Here is an 18992-nt window from a genome sequence, read left to right as displayed (position 1 = left end):
CTATACAAACCTCCTTATATTAAAAGGTTTTAAAAGGATCTGTATTAATTTTTGACTCAATAAATTCTACTTCTTCAAATTGAGATTCCAAGTCAGCTTTCACAGCTGGAACAAATATTTTCTCAGCATGATGCCCTATATCAACAATTGTTAATCCTAAGGCAATAGCGTCTAAAGCGGTATGATAAGTAACATCACCAGTTAAGTAAACATCACAACCTACTCTTTTAGCTTCATACATATGTTTTGAACCAGAGCCACCAGATACACCTATGGTTTTTACCACTTTATCTTCACGGCCAACAACTTTCACTACTTCAAGTTTAAGTTGTTTTTTAATCATCTTAATAAAATCATTGAAAGCCAAGGGATCAATGTCGCCATATCTACCAATTTCATCATCCATATCTAATAATTGAGGGTTTTTGATTTTTAAAGCCTTAGCTAAGGTATCATTCATACCTCCATTTGCTAAGTCATAATTGGTATGAGCTGAATATACAGTAATATTATGTTTAATCAAGTTCTTAACAATCCACCCTTTAGGTGAATCAAAAACAATTCGATCCATTGGTTTAAACATTAATGGATGATGGGTTAATATCATATTTACTTTTAAATCTATCGCTTCTTTGACCACTTCTTTGGTTAAATCTAAAGAAATAAGAACTTTCTTGGCTTTTTGGTTTAAAGTCCCCACTTGTATACCCACATTATCCCAATCATAAGCCAAATCTTTTGGATATTTAGATTCAAAATATCTGATTATATCAACTAAATTCATGCCAAAGCTCCTTTCAAAAAAGCAATTCTTTGATTTAATTTTTCTTTTGTTTCAGAATCTTTTGCTTGTTCTAAAGCCTGATTAAAATGATCAATCATTGATTCAATTCTCTTAATGAATAAAGGCGGTTTTTTCTTTAAAATAATTGGCCCAAATTCTCTATCTAAATCATTTAAAATCATAGACCCTTTTTCACAAACAATTATTTGATAATACTTTTTATTGTCTTCTATAAAAACTTCATCAACAATCTTCCACTTATGTTCTTCTAAAAATCTTCGCACAAGTTCCGAATGTGAATTAGGCTGTAAAACCATTCTTTTTACATTATACAAATAAGCTTTATCTAAAATATCTTTCATCACAATGCCGCCCATACCTAAGATCGTCACGACATCAACTTCATTTTCTAAATTTAGATAACTTAAACCATCTGCTAAAACTGTTTTCACTTCTAAAAACAAACCTTTTTGATTTATATTATCTTTTGCATTCATTAAAGGTAGATTTTTATTGTCTGATGCAATAGCTTTTTTAACATATCCTTTTTCTATAGCATATATTGGTAAAAGCGCATGATCTGTGCCACAATCAGCTAAATAATGATAGCCCTTAAGAAATTGACTTGCGATTCTTAAGCGTTCTGAAATCATCTATAATGACCTTCTTTAAAATCTTTTAATTTCTTTGATCGATTTGGTGATCTTAATTTCTTAATGGCCTTAGACTCTATTTGTCTAATTCTTTCTCTAGTAACATCAAACTCTTTACCAACTTCTTCTAGGGTTCTTGGTTTACCATCTAATAAACCAAAACGCATTCTTAATACTTTTTCTTCTCTATCAGTTAAAGTAGCTAAAGCAGCATTTAATTCTCTTTTTAACATTTCTTTTGTGGTAAACTCATAAGGATTTAAGATTTCATTATCAGCAATAAAATCGCCTAAACTTGAATCTTCTTCTTCACCCACAGGTTGTTCTAAAGAAATAGGTTCTTGAGCTGTTTTTTGAATAGCTTGAACACGATCAGCTGTAATACCCATCTCAGCAGCAACCTCTTCTGGTGTAGGTTCTCTCTTTAATTTTTGGGTTAAAGTTCTTTGAGTTCTCACCATTTTATTGATGGTTTCAACCATATGAACAGGTATACGAATGGTTCTTGCTTGGTCAGCAATGGCCCTGGTAATAGCTTGGCGAATCCACCAAGTAGCATAGGTAGAAAATTTAAATCCCTTAGTATAATCAAACTTACCAACAGCCTTAATCAACCCCATATTACCCTCTTGAATTAAATCTAAGAATTGGAGGCCCCTTGACACATATCTTTTAGCTATATTGACAACCAATCTTAAATTAGCCTCAACAAGTTTTTTTCTCGCAAAGTCACCTTTTCTAAAGACTTCTTCAAATTCAAACATTTCTTCATCAGAAATAGGAATATTTTCTTGTCTTCTATATTCATAAATTTCACGAACCTTCTTATCCCTATCAACCAAGGTCGCCAACTCATATTCTTCTTCACTAGTAAGGAGGTCAACTCTACCAATTTCTTTTAAATACATTCTTACTGGATCATCAACTTTAATAGCCACAGATGAATCAAAGACTTTTTCTTTCATCAAACGATCATTAGTTTCTTTAGAAAAATCTCTAATTTCAGCAATATCAGACTCTGAGATTGAATCGTCAGATAAATCATCTAAACTTACATGATCACTGCTTGTTTCGTTTTTTACATAATCAAAAAACTCATCTGGTAAAACCCCTCTATTAGCCAGTAAATTTACGATGTCTTCAAAATCTTCATGTTCTTTATCAATGTATTCAAAAATATCTTTAACTGTTAATTCACCATTCTCTTTAAAAATATCAATGAGTTCAGTATATATTTGTTGTTTTGTCATTCTTTTTCCTCCTAAATTTCATTGTAGTTCAGCGTAATATTTAATCAATTCAAATTGATTTTGCGATCTCAATTTCTGAATTGCTTTTGATTCAATTTGTCTTATTCTTTCCCTGGTTACTTGAAAAACATGACCCACTTCCTCAAGTGTTTTCGGTTGCTCATTCCACAAACCAAATCTTAATCTAATCACTTGTTCTTCCCTATCAGTTAAAGTAGATAGAGCCTGGTTTATTTCCCTTATCAAAGCCTCTTTTGAAGCATATTCCATTGGGTCTAAAACGTCCCCATCAGCAATTAAATCTCCTAGACTAGAATCTTCTTCTTCACCAATAGGTTTTTCTAATGATAGAGGATCTTGAGCTATCTTTTTGATGGCTTGAATTTTGTCCGCAGTCACATTCATGGCAAAAGCAACTTCTTGATCTGTAGGTTCTCTTTTCAACTTTTGAACTAAAGAACGTTGGGTTTTTAACATGGTATTAATCGTCTCAACCATATGAACAGGAATTCTAATCGTTCTAGATTGATCAGCAATAGCCCTTGTAATAGCCTGTCTAATCCACCAAGTGGCATAGGTTGAGAATTTATTGCCTTTTCTAAAATCAAACTTTTCAACAGCCTTCATTAATCCCATATTACCCTCTTGGATAATATCTAAAAAATGCATGCCGGAATTATTGTATTTTTTTGCTATAGAGAATACTAAACGCAAGTTAGATTCAATTAATTTACTTTTAGCAAAATCTGCCTTTCTAAATATATCTTGAAAATAATCCATTTGCTCTTTAGTCAAAGGTTCTTGACTAGACATTAATTTTTGATAGTCAAGCCTAGCTTTTTTTTCAGCATCTACCATAACAGCCAATTCATATTCTTCTTCAGGTTTTAACAAATTGACTTGCCCTATTTCTTTTAAATAAATACCGATAGAATCATTACCATGAACACTAATTTTACTAGAAAAATGCTTTTCTTTCATTAAAAGCTCTTGAGTATCTTTAGCATAGTTTTTCAGCTCACTAATATCTTCAAAAACACTTAAATCATTAACCATTTCTGTAACATCAATTTGCTCATCTAAGGGTAAAGAATCAATCTGTTCAAAAAAATCTTCAGTCAATAAGCCTTGATAAGCTAAAGCTTCAATGATTTCATCAAAGTCTTTGTTATCTCTTTTACAATAAGTGAATACATCTTCTATAGTTAACTGTCCCTTATGTCTATAAAGATTTGTTAACTCACGAAGGATTTGCTTTTTTATCATTCCTTCTCCTTTTGATAATCTCATAGGATTTTCTTTTATCATCTAAGATCAATTTGTCTTTATAGTATTCATCATTTTGTTTATTGTTTAGTTTGATGGTTAAAGTTTCTTTGAGCTCATTAATTTCTTCAACTAAGGATTCTAATATTAGCGTGTCAATAAGCTCTCTTAGTTCAATATCACTATATTGATAATTTTCTTTTAACAACATATCTTGAAATTCTTCAAAGGCTTTATCACTTAAATCTGACTTCAAATTATACAAAGCCACTTCTCTATTTTGATGATTCATTTCTCTCATTGTTGAAAAAATCTCAAATCTTAAACCCTTTGAAAAATGAAACTGATGAAATTCATCATCGATTAAACTACGGTAGTCATCACTTTGAAGATAATAAGAAATTAATTTGATTTCAGCAGTTGTCCTAGCTTTGGAAATCTTTGGTATAGCCAAAGGTTTCTTTTCTTTTTCAATGGTTTGAAATCTTCTTTGATTGACTAGATATTTTTTATAATCCTGTTCAATAGCCTCTAAAGGTAAATGAACAACTTCAGAAAACTTTTGCAAATAAATACTGGTAATAGTTTTAGATGCTGAGGCTAATAAAAACTTAAATAAAGCATTCTTAGCTAGTTCTATCTCAGAACTAGACTGAATTCCCTTTTGAATAATCATTTCAAAAACAAAATCATATTTATCAATTAAATTTTGATTTAACTGATTTCTAAACATTGCTTGTGAATGATTCTTAATATATTCATCAGGATCCAAGCCATCTGGCATGAGGGCAACTTGAACATTCAATTGGGCTTTTTCTAATATATTTAAGGCACGATAAGTAGCTTGCTTTCCAGCGCTATCACCGTCATAACATATAACTACATTATCAGTATACTTTTTAATTTTTTTTGCTTGCTCGACCGTCAGTTCAGTACCCATAGTACAAATTGATTCTTCCACTCCAGCCATATAAGCTTGAATAACGTCAAAGAATCCTTCCATTAAAACTGCCCGTTTTCTTTGGTTAATAAAGGGAATAGCTTTATCTAAATTATATAAAATTTCACCCTTATTAAATATTTTAGTAGCCTGAGTATTGATGTACTTTGCTTGAGACTTATCATCAGATAATATTCTCCCACTAAATCCTAGTACTTTGCCTTGTTCATTTAATATAGGAAACATTATCCTATCTCTAAAAAGATCATAATACTCGCCTGATTGACTTCTTCCAATAAGTCCTGCTTCTACCATCTCAAATTCCTGAAAATTCTCTTTTAAGTTTTTTAGAAGAATATTATTTCTAGGTGGTGCATAACCTATATTAAAGTCATTCATGGTATGTTTATCTATTTTTCTATCTATCAAGTAATCTAAAGCTTTTTTTCCACTATCTAAGTTTAATAAATTCAGGTTAAAAAAATCTTTAGCAGTTTTATTAATATCATATAATTTTGAATAATTATATTTTTGAACAATTTGATCATTTTCCCCTAAATCAAAATGATATTGATCAGCCAAATATCTAATGGCTTCTATATAATCTAAATGTTTATATTCTTGGATGAAACCAACAACATTACCTTTTTTATGGCATCCAAAACAGTTGAATAATTGTCTATCTTTACTCACATGAAAAGAAGGAGTTTTTTCACTATGAAAAGGACACAAGCCCTTCATACTTTTCCCTGATGCTTGTAGCGACACATACTCACTAATCACATCAACAATATCAACGGATTGTATCAATTCTTCAATTTTATCTTGATCGATAAAACTCATAAAGACCCCTCATCTAAAATAATTTCTTGAAGTAACCAGTTAATTCATTAATATGAAGACGAATTTGTTCCATGGAATCCCTGTCTCTAATCGTTACAGTTCCATCCTCTTCAGTTTGATTATCAATGGTAACACAATATGGAGTCCCAATAGCATCAGCTCTTCGGTATCTTCGTCCTATGTTTCCTGTTTCATCATAAAAAGCGGTGAAATTCTCTAACAATAAATCATAGACTTCTTCAGCTTTTTCAGCATGGTATTTTTTTACCAAAGGTAAAACATTAACTTGATAAGGCGCAAGGTCTTTTGAAATTCTTAACAAAGTTCTACTAGAACCATCTTCAAGTGTTTCTTCTTCTAAAGAATCTAAAAGAATGGCTAAAAACAATCTTTCAACACCTAGACTCGGCTCAATCACATAAGGCAAATATGATTCATTTGTATTTGGATCTAAATATTCTAAGTTCTCACCAGAAAATTCTTGATGACGTGATAAATCATAATCTGTTCTAGAAGCAATACCCCATAACTCATCAAAGCCCCATGGATATGCAAAAAGAATATCTGTTGTTGCGTTAGAATAAAAAGATAATTTTTCTTTTGGATGATCATGGAATTGAATATTTTCCTCTTTCAAACCACATGTCAAAAGAAATTGTTTAGAAAATTCTTTCCAATATTTAAACCATTCTAATTCAGTCCCAGGAACACAGAAAAACTCAAGTTCCATTTGCTCAAACTCTCTAGTTCTAAAAATATAGTTACCAGGTGTAATTTCATTTCTAAAACTTTTACCTACTTGGCCAATACCAAAAGGTACTTTCTTCCTTGAAGTACGCTGAATATTTTTAAAATTTAAAAAAATCCCTTGAGCAGTTTCAGGGCGTAAATATATATCATTATTTGACTCTGAAGTGACACCTTGCTGAGTCTTAAACATCAAGTTAAATTCTCTAATTTCAGTAAAATTGAAACCACCACAATGTGGACAATGAATTTCATTATCGATGATGTATTGATACATTTTATCATAAGACCAGCCATCAGCGTCTACTTTCCCTTTCGATGTATCTGCAATAAGGTTATCCGCTCTATATCTAGTCTTACATTCTTTACAGTCCATAAGTGGATCTTTAAATCCATCTAAATGTCCCGTTGCTTCCCAAGTTTTAGGGTTTAATAAAATAGATGAGTCCAATCCAACATTAAGTTTATTTTGACTCACAAATTTTTTCCACCATAATTGTTTAATATTATTTTTTAAGTGCACACCCAATGGGCCATAATCCCAAGTATTTGCCAATCCGCCATAAATCTCAGATCCTTGATAAATGAATCCATATTGTTTAGCATAAGCACTTAATTGTTCTAAAGTATATTTCAATCTAAGTTCCTCCATTTTTCCGCATAATATCTCATTTTAATTATATATGAAATTAAGTTAAAAGTCAAATTGACAAAAGACTTTAAAAAGCCAATTTAAGCACTTTTAAACATAAAGCAATAGCTTAATCTTATCTAATAAGCCATTAACTCTTTAATCATTTGCCTAGACTTACTTTTATAGTTTAAATGATATTCATAATAAGAATCAATTAATAATCTTAAAGATACAATATCTTCTGCATGAAAATCAATTTTTTCACCAAGACTTAAATCATAATAATACAGTTTTATCATTAATTCAATGGCACTCACTTTATATTCACTATAAGAACCATGATTTTCACATACCATTCCCCCATCTTTTATTGAAAAAGATAAAGTTTTAGTATTTTCACAAAAAACACAATGTTTTAAAAGGGGTTGTACGCCCAATAAATACAATAGTTTTAACTCAAACATCATGACATAAAGTTCAAAATTGTCAGATATTGAAATTAAAGATAAAATCTTAAGTAAAAATAAATAAAGTTTTTCATGATCATGATTATGATTTGAAAAATTATAAACTGTTTCTAGTAAGTGAAGGCCATACGCATAACGATTTAGGTCTTCAGGAATAGAAGAAAAATAGTTTAAAACTTCTCCTTCTCTTAATGTTTTCAAGTCTTTCCCAGAAACAAACAATCTTACATGAGAAAAAACCCTAACCAAATTTAAGTAAGGGCTTTTAAGTTTGTTACTCCCATGTACCAATACTGAAACCTTTCCATGACTGGTATAGAGATATATAATTTTTGAACTTTCTTTGTAATTGATTTGTTTTAATACTATACCTTCAATTAGTTCCAAAAAATCACCTTATTGCGAATCTTTAAATCCATAATTTTTTAAGTAAAATTCTCTATTTCGCCAATCTTCTTCAACTTTACAAAATAGTTCTAAATAAACTTTTCTTTTTAAAAAATCTTGGATATCATTTCTAGCTGATGAACCTATCCTTTTTAACATTGATCCACCTTTACCAATAATGATACCTTTTTGAGACTTCCGCTCTACGACAATAGCTGCATGAATATGAGTAATTTTTTCTCTTTGTTCATACTTTTCTAAATAAACCATCACTGAATGAGGGACTTCTTGATGAGTATACTCTAATACCTTCTCTCTTATAAACTCTTGTATAATAAAAGTTTCAGGTCTATCAGAGATTTCTCCATCTGGATAATACTTTGGTCCAGCTTCTAGTTCTTCTTTAATATCTTTAATTAAGAGATCAACATTGTCTCCCTGTAAAGCAGATATTCCAAAAACTCCCTTGAAATTAAAGGCGTTTTTATAAACATTTATAGCCTCTTCTAAACGCTCATAATCACTAATGGTATCCAACTTATTAATGATTAGAAAAACTGGTGTTTTAACACCTTTAAGTTGTTTCAGAATTTCCAAGTTATCAACTTTCACATCATCATATGCATTAATCATATACAAAACCAAATCAACAGTTTTTACAGTTGCCAAAGCTGCAGAAGATATGTAATGACTTAACTTAGTTTTACCTGTATGAATCCCAGGTGTATCCATAAATATAATTTGAGAATCATCATCATTATAAATACCCGAAAAAACATTTCGGGTTGTTTGTGGCTTATTAGAAGTAATGGCTATTTTTTGATTCAAAACTTGATTCAAAAAAGTTGATTTCCCAACATTAGGTTCTCCAATAATAGTAACAAAGCCTGATTTAAACATTAAAGGTCCTCACTAGAAAAGCCGAAGGGCAATAAATCTTTGTTTTTAACAGATTTCATTTCACCCTTGCTGTTAGCCATGATCACTTCAGCATCTGATTCCAATAGTTCGTTCATCACTTGACGACAAGCTCCGCAAGGAGAAACAAAATATTCTTTATCAGTATAAACTAAAAGTTTATCTATATCTTCCTTACGATATCCTTGAGCATATGCATGAAATAATGCAGTTCTTTCTGCACAATTGGATAAACCATAAGAAGCATTCTCTACATTAACACCCGTTAAAGTTTGTCCGTTTTTAAGTTTTAAAACTGCAGCTACCCTAAACTTTGAATAAGGCACATAAGCATTTTCAATAATTTTTATAGCTTCATTTAACATTTCATTTTTCATTATTTTACCTCCTAAATTCTGTTTGATCTATAATTTCATCTTGTAATTTAAACATAATTCTTTCTTCATCATCATTGAGATGATCATATCCTAAGCAATGTAAAAACCCATGCAAGGTCAAAAAAGCAAGTTCCCTTTCAAAAGAATGTCCATATTCAAGCGCTTGCGACTTGGTCTTATCAATAGAGATAAAAATATCTCCTAGTTCATCATCGCTATCCTCGTTTTCAAAAGACAATACATCCGTACTTTTATCAATTTGTCGATAATACTGATTGTATTCTTTCATTTGAATATCATCTATAAGAATCACATTAATAACAAGTTCACTAGACATACTCATATAATCGTAAGCATGAAAAATGATTTTTTGAATAATGATATCATATTTACTTTCTTGATCATATTGATTGATAATATTAATGTTGATCATTCTCAAACCTCTCAATAATGGTTTGTACCAATGGGTGTCTAACCACATCAGTCTTATCGAAATTCAATAAAGCTACTGTATGAATATTATTTAGTATATTTTTAGCCTTAATAAGGCCTGATGATTGATAACTAGGCAAATCAATTTGAGTAATATCTCCATTGACGACCATTTTAGATCCAAAACCCAAGCGGGTTAAAAACAATTTCATTTGATTTATCGTTGTGTTTTGAGCTTCATCAAGTATTACAAAAGCATTGTCTAAAGTACGTCCTCTCATATAGGCCAAAGGCGCTATTTCAATGACTTGTTTATCCAATAAATCCAAAGCATCTTTAGGACCTAAAACATCATATAAGGCATCATAAAGTGGCCTTAAATATGGATCAACCTTTTCTTTTAAATCACCAGGCAAAAAACCTAGTTTTTCTCCAGCTTCTACAGCAGGTCTTGTTAAAATAATACGCTTAACCTTATTGTTTTTCAATTGCTTAATGGCCATTAAAACAGCCAAATAGGTTTTACCTGTCCCCGCTGGACCAATTCCAAAAATTAAGGTATTATTTTCTATCATCTCTATATACTTTTTTTGATTAAAAGTTTTTGGGTAAATAGGTTTACCGGTAAAAGTTTTAATAATTTCTTTTCTAGATAAAAATAGAGAAATTACATCTTCCTCAGATTCTTTTGCTAATAAGTGGTAAATATAAATGATATCTCTTTCGTTAAAAACGATATTGTTATGAATCAACTCCAATAAAACACGAATAATTTTATGGACCCATTCAAGTTTTTCAGGACTATCTGTTTCTACAACCAACTCTTGGTGATTAGAATATATTTCTATATCTAATAGTTGTTTTAACAACTGGATATTTTTATCATTTACCCCTAATAGATCAATCAATTGATTTAACTCAATATTTATATTTAATTTTTCAGTCAATATGATACACTCCTTAAAAATATTATATCACGTTAGGTCATAATGAGAAAAAATTAATGACAATTCTAGTGAATTGTCATCATTTTTTTATGTAAGTCATAATTAACTATTTATTTTTATTTTTGTTCTTCTTTTGTTTTCTCATTACACTTGGTTTTTCGTAATACTCTTTTTTACGGGCTTGAGCAAGATTTCCCGAACGAGATACGTCACGTTTAAAACGACGAAGTGCATCTTCGATATTTTCGTTATCTCTAACAATTGTTTTAGCCATTGCTTTCACCCCTTTTCTTTACCATTAGTTATTATACTAAATATTAATTAAAAAGTAAACTTTTTTATTTTGATTATTCTAAAAATTTAGCTACTATGGTAAAATGTAAACATATGACAAGGAATAAGGAGGTCTAAATGATATTAGCCATTGAACAAAAAGACATCATTACATTGAGCATCATTATTATTCTTGCTATTATAATCAGCTTCCTTATAATTTTTTTCTTAAAAAGAAATTTAAATGTAAGACGTTATAAAAAATCTTTAAAAGCAATTATAAAACATAAAGAAAAAAACTATAACGCTAATGTATTAATTGATATCCTTTATAACCGCTATATTACTGATCAATCCAACACATATAAAACTCTTAAAAATAGGGGCAAGAAAAAAATTAAACGTTACTTTAAATTCTATCAAGATAGTTTAAATGATTTGGTAGAAAAGAAAAGCATCATTACTCCCAATATGAAACGTAACAAGTTGGTCTTTATATTCAAAGATGATCAAAACCAACAATTAGGTAAATACTACATAAAAGACTCATTTAACAAGTTAAAAAAACAATTAAACAAACATCAACTACTTTTTGATATGATTGCTTATGTTTATGAACTCCCACAATATATAGACCAAGCCAAGCCTTATGAACTGGAAAATCATGACAACAAACATATCATCAAATATGAAATTGTAGAGAAATTAAAAAAATAACAGCTTAAGTTGTTATTTTTTTTATGGTTCCAATAATGTTGGGGAAATCCATTTCACTTAATTCAACATCGATTAATTGGCCTAAAAGCGCTTTTTGACCTACAAATTTAACAGAAATATAGTCACTGGTATGACCAAATAGGTATCCATCTTTTTCTTGCTCAACGATCACTGATTTTATAGAGTTCAATTGTGATTCATAATAGGATTTCTTTAATTGATTGCTGAGTTCGATTAGAAGGTGTACCCTTTCTTTCTTAACAGACTTATCAATCTGATTTTTCATTTTATCTGCAGGAGTTCCTTGTCTTCTAGAATAAGGAAAAACATGCAGTTCTTGAAAACCAATCGACTTAATAAAATCATAGGCTTCTTGAAAATCTTCTTGGCTTTCTGAAGGAAAACCAACGATAACATCTGTAGTAATGGCAATTTCACCAAAAACTTGTCTAATTTCTTGAATCTTGCGTAAATATTCTGCCTTGGTGTACTTTCGATTCATTAACTTCAATATTCTTTCACTTCCACTTTGTAAAGGAATATGAAGGTGATTGACAATTTTATTAGAATTCTTTATTACTTCAAGAACTTCAGAATCTAGCTCTGTAATTTCAATCGAGGATATTCTAATTCTTTTTAAACCATGAATTTTTTCCAAATCAGCTAATAAATCTGAAAAACTATAGGATTTTAAATCTTCACCATAACCTCCAGTATGAATTCCAGTCAGTACAACTTCAACATGACCATTTTTCACGAGTTCTTTGACTTCTTGTAAAATAATATCCCGTGATTTCGATCTAATTCTCCCCCTAGTATATGGAATAATACAGTATGTACAAAAATTATTACAGCCGTCTTGTATCTTTAAAAAAGCTCGTTTATGGTTTTTAAAATCATTTATTTCTAGATTTTCAAAACTTTCATCCTTATCAAGTTTTTCAGACTTGTTGATCACTTCACCAGACCTTAAATACTCATTAAGATAATCTATAATCAAGTGTCTATTTTTGGTTCCTAAGACAATCTTTACACCCGGTATATCTAACATTTGTTTAGCTTTTAGCTGCGATAAACATCCCATAACAATAATAATGGCATTAGGGTTTATGGATATGGGTCTTCTGATAATTTGTTTAGATTTTCTTTCACCCGAATTAGTGACCATACATGAGTTTATAATATAAACATCACTAAAATCATCATAATCGACAATTTCATAGCCTTGATTTTTAAATAATTCTAAGATTGCTTCAGTTTCATATGCATTCACTTTACATCCTAAAGTATAAAAAGCTACCTTCATCTACTCACCTACCATAAATCTAAAAACTGAAGCAATGTACATGGCTGCAGTTTCTGCTCTTAAAATTGTATCACCTAAAGAGACACTAACAAAACCCTTCTCTTTCAAATTCTTAATTTCAGTCTTTGAAAAACCACCTTCAGGGCCAATAACTACCAATACCTTGTCTGAACTCTTAATTTCTGTCAATTGACTCTTTAAAGTCATATGATCTTCTCTAGCGTACGCCACAAATAAATAATCATAAATTTTTGTATTCAAATCTCCTATTTGAGTTATATCATAAATAAGAGGTATTTGATTTCTTTCCGATTGTTCAGCGCTTTCTTTAAGTATTGTTAAATACCTTTCTTTCTTTTTCTCATAATCTTTAATATTGATGATTGATCTCTCAGTCTCTAGAGGAATAATTCCAGATACTCCAAGTTCAGTAATTTTTTTTAACGCCAACTCAAAAGCATCTTTTTTAGTCAAACTAAGACCTAAATCCAAATGATAATTTATATTCTTAGCTTCCATGCTTTTTATGAGTGAAAGTTCAGTATAGTCTTTTGCAAAATCAAGTATTTGAGCCAAGTAGACAAAACCATCATAGGTATTGACTACGACTTGATCTCCAGGTTTAAATCTCATCACATTTTTCATATGATGATGATCTTTACCATAGATACATACTTTATCTGCTTCAATATGATTTTTTTCAATAAAATATCTTTGCATACATTCACCCATTCAAAAATAACTATAACTATATTACCATAAAACCTATATTTTCAAAAATATTAGGCCATAAAAATTATGGCCTATTATCTTATGCGACTTGTTTGTTCATCTGTAGAGTTCTTGCTTTTTTTCCATCTCTCAAAGTTATTACTGTAGTATCGGTATACTTTTGTAATATTTCCATTTTTTGTGGTGGCGTTGAAAGCATAATTTGAACCGGTAACTGTTGGATAAACTTCATCATTGCTTTGATTCTTGATGAGTCCATTTTATCAAACACTTCATCAAACAAGATTAGTCCTATAGACTCTTGATTGACTTTTCTAGAAGCTTGATCGAATACTCTTACAAAAGATGCTAGTGTTGCAACATAGAAAGGTACTTGAGTTTCTCCACCAGATTTTTCTTTAAATACTTTAGAGTAATTAATTCTATCTCCCGAAGTATTAGTAATCAATATATCATAATCCATATAGGTCCTGTAATCCGTAAATTTATTAACACTGCCTTTTGAATTTAAATCTTCTGAAGCTAAATTAATAAACAACTCTTCCAATTGACGTTGGTATTTCATTTCAAAATCATAATTAAAAATTTCTTCACCTGATTTAATTGCTTCTTCTGATAATACCATGTCGTAATAGTCCCCATATTCTTTACTCTTAGGGAAAATAAATTCATAAGAATCTTCACCAAAACGTATATTTTTTAAAGTCTCATTGATTTTCTTGATCTCATCTTGTGCTGAAATGATATAATGTCTTAATTTTGACATAAAATCTTCTTTAAATAATTTTTCTGCCACTTCTCTAGCTTCTCTAACTTTAGATTCATACTTAACAAGTTCTGATTTAACTAACTTGTTTCTTTCGTCTAGATATTCATCAATATATTGTAGACCAAATTGATAGCTTAAATTATATTTTTGAGTGTATTGAATTTGTTTGCTTCTTAAAGCATCTTCTAAATTATCAATATTGTTAAGTTCCTTAGTAATTTTTTCTTTATATGCCTCTAATATATTTTGAATACCTTGACTTTGAATTTCTTCATTAAATAAAGTTTGAGCTTTATCCTTTAAGACTGGATTTTCTTCTACTTGCTTAGAAATTGTTCTATTTAATGTATTTAAACTTTCTTCAAACATTAGTAGATTTTCATGACAATTAGATTCTTTATTATTTAATGACCCATTTTTCTCATAAGCTTTTTGTCGACTGATATTATAAGATGAAATTTCTTCTCTAATATGCTCATATTCTACCCTTAAATCTTTTAAACTTTCTTGAGGCAAGTTTCTTTTCTTTTCAGCCAAAGCTTTACGTTTTTCTTTTAATGTATCTAGTGAATAGTAATTTTTGAGCATAGATATAAAGTTACTTAAATTTAACCTTTTTATTAAAGAGTTTTCTTCAGTAATATCATTCATTTTCTTATTGATTCTTTGATGATCTAGTGATAATTCTTTTGCTTTTTTTCTCCAAGTTTCTAATTGTGAAGCTTTAGCATTTTTACCTATAAATGGTTTATCTTTTAGTTTAAATAATGACCTTACTGTAAACGATCTATATACCATACCATTTAAAGTGATTGCTTGTGAATAGTTTTCTAGTTCATTGACTGAATCAACCATGATTAAATTACCACAAATCATGTTTATGAAATTTTTGGCATCTTTATTATCTGAGTCAATTATTGAGGCTAAAGAATTTGGCCTAAATTGATCAAATTGTTGAATTTTCTTTGTATTTACTAGACCAACACCATATATTTGCATTGAATCTTTAATTTGATTATATACTGATAATGCTAAATCAAAATACCTTGGTTCAACAATCAAGTTGAATCTCTGTCTTCCTAAATAATCTTCAATAGTATCTTGCCACTTAGGGTCAGTCACTTCTAAAAGTTCACATAGAACATGAACATTGATATCTACATTATATTGTTGTTTAACCCCATCAATTATACTTGATTGCAACCGAACAATCATAGGATCATACTTAAGCTTATTGTTTTCTAAACCTTTTAAGGTTTGGTATACATCATTAATTTCTTCAACAATTTCTTGTTTTACATGATTAAGTTTTCCGAATTCTGAACGGTTTTGATCTAAGACTTCATCTAAATCTTTTTCTATTTGAATCAGTTTTAACTTTGTTGATTCATAGTTTTCATCATCAATATTTGTTAAATCAATTTTACCTAATTGTTTATAAGTTTTTTGATCATACTCGCTATTTAAGTCTTCTATAATTTCTTTTATTGATTTAGCTTTAGTAGCAGCATACTGACGCATTTCTGATTGTTCATTAATCTTTTTAGTTAAGTCATTCATTTCTTTATCATATATCTCAGCAGCTTTAAAAGTATCATTGTTTGACAACATTGAATAGACTTCTTTAGATCTTTCATCAAGTATTTCTAGCTGATCAGATAGTTCTTGAATCAACTTATTGTTTTGTTCTTTATCAAGTATAACTTTATCTAATTTTTTATTCTCTTTATCGATATTATCTTTAATAGATTCTACTTCAAGCAGTTTTAAGAAATATTCATAAAACTCTTTTTGAGAAATATTGTCTTTAATCTCTTCATATGTTTGAGCTATATCATCTAAATCTTTTACTTTTTCCTTAATAATCTTTAGTGTCGCTTCTAAATCTTTATATGCCCTAATAGATTCTTTAATTGATTCAACATCTAATACTCTTTCTTCAAGTAAATACTTATAGATAAATTCCTTTACATCTGAAATAGGTTTAAATGCCAAAGCTTTTGGCAATAAGCTAAAATAATTTTCATTGATAGAACCGAATTTTTTCCTAAAAGCAGCTTTTGCTTCTCTTCTAGTTAAGTATATTTTTTTGCTTAACTTAATTTTTTTGAAATTAAGTGTTGTAAGAATAATGCCTTCATCATCAACAAACAACTCTTCATTAATCTTATCATGATATTCATAGAAGATTACTTTTGGAGGAATGATTTCTCCAACAATATCAATAACAGTCCCTACAGTAAAATATTCGTCTTTGACTTCGTCATAAAATTCAAGAGCCACATGACCTGTCGTATCTCCTGCTCTTAAATACTCTTGATTATCAATTCCTAACTTACATTTAACATAGCCTCTTAAATCACGTTTACTTTTATCATTAGCAGCTAAGTTGAATATTTGATCTCCTGCAGTTAATACAAAAGCTATTGCATCAACAATGGTTGATTTACCAGTGGCGTTTTGACCTGTAATCAGGGTATTATTTTTTATATTTATTGTTTCATTAGAAAAATAATGCCAATTGATAAGTCTAATTTTCGAAAGTTTTTTCATTTTTTTCACTTCCATTCTTATTTTCAATATGAGAGATTATATTATAGACATCATTTATCGTTTGCGTATTAATTGCAAGTAAAATAGTTGGGTAAATTATGATTGGTGTAGATGACTTAGTAATATCTCCAAGTGTTTCTATCAAATTATATTTTTTAAATAATCTAAGAATTTTAACCAAATCAGTTTTATTAATTTTTTTCTTTAACTCAAGAGAATCATAGTAGTCATGTATCTCGTCAACTTTAATAACAACATTATCATTGATAGAAGTCTTTACTAAATGTTCATGGAATAAAATTCTTAAGATAAGCAAAACTATAGATTCATCTTTTTTAAGTCTTAATAAATTGTTATTTTCACGATGCACTAATTGTACTGCACCCATCTCCCTATCTAAAATTAAATCAAATTCCATCACATCAAAATATTCATCAAAGTATTGTTTAAAAGAAATAATGAAATAATACATCTCCTTATTATCTTCTTTGTCCTTAGCTAAAAAGCTATTTTGTAATAATCTTAAACATGTTTTAGCAAATAGCTTTTGTTGCCCTACATTTAGTTCTTCGAAATTTTCCAAAATCATTTAATTTTCCCCCTTTATAATCTCAAAATCATCAATGACAAATCTTGGATTATTAATTTTTCTATTTAATGGTTGAATATAATAATTCATTTCATCTCCAGCATAGACTAAGATATAAAGTAATCTTAATATGGCTTCATCTGTCATATCATCTTTAATTATTTCACTCGCCTTAATCACAGAATTACGGCTGAAATATTCTTTTAAGTATCTATCGATAACTTCTTCAGAGTAATGAGCTTCAAATTCTTTATAAAAATCATCTTTAAGACTTTGATCAAACTCATGATTGGTTGATTCTAAGAATTGATTTTCAATGCGTTTATAAATACCTCTTGGAGTATATAATGAGTTTTTCGATATTTGTTGGTAAGAAGATAAGGTAAACATTGGTCTGATTGTATTTAATGCTTTTATAGTTTGATTATCCTTAATGGTTTCAGATGTATATCTAAGAATTTTACTTAATTTAGAAATAACATTTTCATCATCTGATAGTAAGAACTTAATTTTAGCAATCGTCGTATTTACATAAACTTTGTTTTTATTATCAATTTCATCAATTATGTAAGAAACTGAATTATAAATATCGATGATATCGTCTATTTTTTTATTAACTTTCATCATGGCAATATCAGAATTATTATGTGATTTAACCAAATGTTCTTTTGCCAAAATTTCCATGATATACTTATCTTCCTGCATTTGTTCTAGTTTTTGAACAATAACATTACGATATTTATTGATATTATCACTCGTTTTTAATCTCCGATATGCTTTATCCATTAACTCTGTCTTGTAATTGACTAATAAGTTAATTAAATCTTTAATTTCAGAGTTATCTACAATGGTTTTAATATAAAATTTTAACCTAGAATCAAGTTTTCTAATCTCTCTAACAAAAGCCAATGTATTTTTATATACTTGTTCTAAAACCATCGCATACTCTCCAAAATCACTATTTAGCAAAGAGTAAGATGTATATATATATCCTCTAAATTCATGGCCATCATCATCAAAATCCTCATAAAAACCATCAGAAGATATATCTTTTAAGGCCTCAATAATTGTAATTGAATAATCTCTAAAATTTAAAATTTCTTCATAATTATTATTAACGTCAATATCAATCCATTCAGTTTTTTCAAGACGTCGTAGTATTTGGTTAGCTCTATCTCTATTAGTTAACTCTGAAGTATCCTCGATATCATCTAGTTCTTCTTCAAGAGGATTAATGTCAAGATAGTCAGTAACAACTTGTCTAGCTATATCTTTATCCATTCCTAAAATTGAACCCTGTTCATAAACTCTAAAAAGTTCAAGTAAACAATTCACATAAATCGTTCTATTCTTGCCTGTTAATAAATTAAAAAATTGATTAGGTATAATATTAAATACATCCATTGTC

The 18992-nt window shown here is 29.2% G+C and carries 18 protein-coding genes; 1 reads left to right on the top strand and 17 read right to left on the bottom strand.

Annotated elements, in window-relative coordinates:
* Nucleotides 1–19 precede the first annotated feature (19 nt).
* The 12 genes from HF295_RS01350 to rpsU all read right to left on the bottom strand — a co-directional run bounded on the left by HF295_RS01350 (nucleotide 20) and on the right by rpsU (nucleotide 10919).
* Nucleotides 20–784: a Nif3-like dinuclear metal center hexameric protein gene (locus HF295_RS01350; protein WP_312032052.1), complete on the bottom strand. Its 765-nt coding sequence runs from the start codon at nucleotides 782–784 to the stop codon at nucleotides 20–22.
* Entirely contained in the window at nucleotides 781–1437 is a 657-nt protein-coding gene (locus HF295_RS01345) for a tRNA (adenine(22)-N(1))-methyltransferase (protein ID WP_312032051.1), read from the bottom strand. Before HF295_RS01345 ends, HF295_RS01350 begins: the two co-directional genes overlap by 4 nt.
* A complete protein-coding gene (gene rpoD / locus HF295_RS01340) occupies nucleotides 1434–2687 on the bottom strand; it encodes an RNA polymerase sigma factor RpoD (protein WP_312032050.1) in 1254 nt (417 codons plus the stop codon). Before rpoD (HF295_RS01340) ends, HF295_RS01345 begins: the two co-directional genes overlap by 4 nt.
* An 18-nt stretch (nucleotides 2688–2705) precedes the next feature.
* Nucleotides 2706–3953, bottom strand: a complete 1248-nt coding sequence (rpoD, locus tag HF295_RS01335) for an RNA polymerase sigma factor RpoD (RefSeq protein WP_312032049.1) — start codon at nucleotides 3951–3953, stop codon at nucleotides 2706–2708.
* Nucleotides 3928–5736: a DNA primase gene (gene dnaG / locus HF295_RS01330; RefSeq protein ID WP_312032048.1), complete on the bottom strand. Its 1809-nt coding sequence runs from the start codon at nucleotides 5734–5736 to the stop codon at nucleotides 3928–3930. Before dnaG ends, rpoD (HF295_RS01335) begins: the two co-directional genes overlap by 26 nt.
* 13 nt (nucleotides 5737–5749) lie before the next feature.
* A complete protein-coding gene (locus HF295_RS01325; protein ID WP_376739670.1) occupies nucleotides 5750–7135 on the bottom strand; it encodes a glycine--tRNA ligase in 1386 nt (461 codons plus the stop codon).
* Nucleotides 7136–7254: 119 nt separating this feature from the next.
* On the bottom strand, nucleotides 7255–7971 hold the full coding sequence (gene recO, locus HF295_RS01320; protein ID WP_312032046.1) for a DNA repair protein RecO: 717 nt from the start codon (nucleotides 7969–7971) through the stop codon (nucleotides 7255–7257).
* A 9-nt stretch (nucleotides 7972–7980) separates the two neighbouring features.
* A complete protein-coding gene (era, locus tag HF295_RS01315; RefSeq protein ID WP_312032045.1) occupies nucleotides 7981–8871 on the bottom strand; it encodes a GTPase Era in 891 nt (296 codons plus the stop codon).
* The gene (gene cdd / locus HF295_RS01310) at nucleotides 8871–9266 is read right to left on the bottom strand and encodes a cytidine deaminase (protein ID WP_312032044.1); all 396 of its coding nucleotides are present in this window, start codon (nucleotides 9264–9266) and stop codon (nucleotides 8871–8873) included. Before cdd ends, era begins: the two co-directional genes overlap by 1 nt.
* 4 nt (nucleotides 9267–9270) lie before the next feature.
* The gene (gene ybeY, locus HF295_RS01305) at nucleotides 9271–9699 is read right to left on the bottom strand and encodes an rRNA maturation RNase YbeY (RefSeq protein ID WP_312032043.1); all 429 of its coding nucleotides are present in this window, start codon (nucleotides 9697–9699) and stop codon (nucleotides 9271–9273) included.
* On the bottom strand, nucleotides 9686–10645 hold the full coding sequence (locus HF295_RS01300; protein ID WP_312032042.1) for a PhoH family protein: 960 nt from the start codon (nucleotides 10643–10645) through the stop codon (nucleotides 9686–9688). The genes ybeY and HF295_RS01300 overlap by 14 nt, the downstream gene beginning before the upstream one ends.
* A 106-nt stretch (nucleotides 10646–10751) precedes the next feature.
* The gene (rpsU, locus tag HF295_RS01295; RefSeq protein WP_312032041.1) at nucleotides 10752–10919 is read right to left on the bottom strand and encodes a 30S ribosomal protein S21; all 168 of its coding nucleotides are present in this window, start codon (nucleotides 10917–10919) and stop codon (nucleotides 10752–10754) included.
* A 137-nt stretch (nucleotides 10920–11056) separates the two neighbouring features.
* Between rpsU and HF295_RS01290 the strand changes: the two genes are divergently transcribed.
* Complete coding sequence (locus tag HF295_RS01290) at nucleotides 11057–11635, top strand: hypothetical protein (RefSeq protein ID WP_312032040.1); 579 nt, start codon at nucleotides 11057–11059, stop codon at nucleotides 11633–11635.
* A gap of 4 nt (nucleotides 11636–11639) precedes the next feature.
* Here the strand turns inward: HF295_RS01290 and mtaB are convergent, their stop codons facing one another.
* From mtaB to HF295_RS01265, 5 genes are all read right to left on the bottom strand, one after another.
* Nucleotides 11640–12941, bottom strand: coding sequence for a tRNA (N(6)-L-threonylcarbamoyladenosine(37)-C(2))-methylthiotransferase MtaB (mtaB, locus tag HF295_RS01285; protein ID WP_312032039.1), 1302 nt, complete (start codon nucleotides 12939–12941; stop codon nucleotides 11640–11642).
* The gene (locus tag HF295_RS01280; RefSeq protein ID WP_312032038.1) at nucleotides 12942–13661 is read right to left on the bottom strand and encodes an RsmE family RNA methyltransferase; all 720 of its coding nucleotides are present in this window, start codon (nucleotides 13659–13661) and stop codon (nucleotides 12942–12944) included.
* 91 nt (nucleotides 13662–13752) lie between these two features.
* Complete coding sequence (locus tag HF295_RS01275; RefSeq protein ID WP_312032037.1) at nucleotides 13753–16995, bottom strand: ATP-binding protein; 3243 nt, start codon at nucleotides 16993–16995, stop codon at nucleotides 13753–13755.
* Entirely contained in the window at nucleotides 16973–17584 is a 612-nt protein-coding gene (locus HF295_RS01270; RefSeq protein WP_312032036.1) for a DUF4194 domain-containing protein, read from the bottom strand. The genes HF295_RS01275 and HF295_RS01270 overlap by 23 nt, the downstream gene beginning before the upstream one ends.
* A complete protein-coding gene (locus tag HF295_RS01265; protein ID WP_312032035.1) occupies nucleotides 17585–18988 on the bottom strand; it encodes a Wadjet anti-phage system protein JetA family protein in 1404 nt (467 codons plus the stop codon).
* Nucleotides 18989–18992: the final 4 nt, after the last annotated feature.

It is taken from the genome of Hujiaoplasma nucleasis (assembly GCF_013745115.1).
Classification (GTDB): domain Bacteria; phylum Bacillota_I; class Bacilli_A; order Izemoplasmatales; family Hujiaoplasmataceae; genus Hujiaoplasma; species Hujiaoplasma nucleasis.
This window is presented reverse-complemented; position numbering and strand designations above follow the sequence as displayed.